Genomic DNA, 2673 nt, shown 5'->3' on the forward strand with positions numbered 1-2673 from the left:
AGGCGACGAGGCCTTGCCGAGATGCCGAAGACGGAGGACTCGTCGCCTCGTCCACTACCCGATAGTTGAGCTGCGATAGACGACGAGATACCAACGGTTGCTCAATCGCGTTCCGCTTCTGTTTATTCCTGGTCGCCAGGCAACCGTCGATCCGCCGCCTTTTCCAGTTCCGCTTGCATCCGCGCGACGCGATCACGCAACGATTCGCTGCTGACGCGTTCCCTCAGTTTGTCGACCAACAACGGAAACGCCAACGGAGTCATTTTGCGGGGTGCCTGAATCAGTACCCGGCTTTCGCCGATGCGGTCCAGCGCCGCCAGCATTCGATTGGCTTCCAGCTGAAACTGCAACACCTCTCGTCGGCTTTGCTGCAACAGCAGATTGTCCGGATCGTACTCATGAAAGACGTCGAAAAACAGGTTGCTGCTCGCCTGCAGATGGCTGGCTTTCTTAGGTTGCCCCGGATACCCCGGGTGAATCAGCCCGGCAACCCTCGCGATCTGTCGAAATTGACGCTTCGCCATCTCCGTCGCGTTCATGCTGCTGTAAAGATCTCCCACCAACTCTTCGGTCGAAAACATTCCGCGCTCGATGGCTTCCTCCACATCGACTTCGTGGGGTGATTCCAGCACCAGTCCATAGTCGTTGCACGCCATCGTCAACGTGGTCTTTTGATACCGCGAGATTCGATAGGCGAACAAGGCGGCCAGCCCTTCGTGAACCAACCGACCTTCGAAGGGAAACAAGAACAGTTGGTAGCGTCCGCGAGATCGAATCCGCTCGATCAGCAGTTCATCCTGTTTCGGCAACACGCTCCAACGCTGCTGAAGTTTGAGCAGATTCTTCAGCGACTTCATTTCGTTGCCGATCAATACACCGGCGGCCGCTTCGGCGATCTTCCCGCGCAGTGCGGCACTCAATTCACTCGACAGCGGAATCCGTCCGCCCATCCACCGGGGCACCGTATCGGGAGTGCCGGTGGCGCGTTTGACGTACGCCGCGTTGTCTTTGATGCGGACCAGCGAGAGCAGTCGCCCGGCGAACAAGAACTTGTCGCCGGGCTCCAGCTTGGACAAGAAACTCTCTTCGGCGGTCCCCAGCGTGGTCCCCGTGAGATACTTCACCGTCATCGAGGCATCCGAAACGATCGTTCCGATGTTCATCCGATGTGTCGTGATCGTTCGCCGTTCGGTGACTTGATAGCGGCCATCGACCAACTTGACACGATGATACTCCGGATACGCCGTCAGCGACGAACCGCCATGCACGACGAAGTCCAACACCCACCGCCATTCGTCGTCGCTCAAGGATTGGTAGGCGTAGCTTGATCTGATTTCATTCAACAACGCGTCGGATCGAAACCCGCCGCCGATCGCGATGGTGACAACATGTTGGGCGAGCACGTCGAGCGGTTTGTTGATCAACGGACGGGCTTCCAAGTGGCCTTTCTTGATCGCATCTTGCGCAGCCGCCAATTCAATCAGTTCGATCGCGTTGGTCGGCACAAATGCCAAACGACTCTCCGCGTCCGGCTGATGGCCGCTGCGACCGGCCCGTTGCAGCAGCCGCGCGGCACCCTTGGGGCTGCCGATTTGGATGACCAAGTCCACCGCGGTAAAATCGACGCCCAGATCCAAGCTGCTGGTACAAACGACGGCACGCAGCGATCCACCACGCAACCCGTCTTCGACCCAGCGACGAACCGAACGGTCCAACGAGCCATGGTGCAACGCGATCCGGCCGGCCCAATCCGGTCGCTGTGCGAGCAACTGCTGGTACCAGATTTCCGTCTGAGATCTCGTGTTCGCAAAGATCAAAACGCTGTTGACGCCATCGACCAATTCGGCCACTTGGGGAACCATCTTGGTCTCGATGTGTCCCGACCAAGGAAATCGATCGATCCGATCGGGGATCAACGACTGCAACTTCAGCCGCTTGCGTTTGTAACCCTGGACCAGTCGCACCTCTCTCCCGCCCTCGACGGCTTCGACGCCGACGAGTGATTCACGGGCCTGATCCAAGTTCCCCAGCGTCGCCGAGACGCCCCAACTGCGAATCGCGGGGTTGAGCCGACGGAGCCGGGCGAGGGCCAATTCGGTTTGGATGCCACGTTTGGTGCCGAGCAACTCATGCCACTCGTCGACGATGACGGCTTCGACACCGGCCAGTTGTTCCAATAACTTTTCGTGCGTCAGCATCAACGACAGGCTTTCCGGTGTGGTGATCAGCGCCGTCGGCAATCGCTTCAGTTGCCTTGCTTTCACGCTGGCCTTGCTGTCGCCGGTTCGGGATTCCAACCGCCACGGAATCTCCATCGCCTCCAGCGGTGAGCGAAGCGAACTTTCGGTGTCGCCGGCGAGGGCGCGCAGCGGAGTGATCCAGATCACCTTCAGCGGCGGAGGCCGTTTCGGATTCCATTTGGACCGGTCAGGATTCTCTCGCAGCCATTTCAGGATCGGCCCCAACCAAACCGCCAATGTCTTTCCCGTCCCGGTCGCGGAATGGAGCAGACCACTGGTCCCTTGCTGGTACGATCGCCAAACACCTCGCTGAAATCGAAACGGCTTCCAGCCTAGTGAGGCAAAGTAGCGGTCGACGGTGCGGGAGGGCGTTTCGTTTTCGCTCTTCAGCATCGCGTCAATCTTCCGGTAACAGCTCGAGTAAATCCGCCAA

Annotated in this window: 1 protein-coding gene; it reads right to left on the reverse strand. The window is 58.9% G+C overall.

Translation table 11 applies throughout. The annotated features are described in order from the left end of the window. Nucleotides 1–122 precede the first annotated feature (122 nt). Nucleotides 123–2633: a ligase-associated DNA damage response DEXH box helicase gene (locus ABX749_RS28825; RefSeq protein ID WP_372899076.1), complete on the reverse strand. Its 2511-nt coding sequence runs from the start codon at nucleotides 2631–2633 to the stop codon at nucleotides 123–125. Between the last annotated feature and the right edge of the window lie 40 nt (nucleotides 2634–2673).

Origin of the sequence: Stieleria sp. (assembly GCF_041595215.1) — a bacterium.
Taxonomy (GTDB): Bacteria; Planctomycetota; Planctomycetia; order Pirellulales; family Pirellulaceae; genus Stieleria; species Stieleria magnilauensis.

Coding starts and splice junctions, on each gene's coding strand:
- ABX749_RS28825 (WP_372899076.1), bottom strand. CDS start 2,633: ATGCTGAAGAGCGAAAACGAAACGCCCTCCCGCACCGTCGACCGCTAC.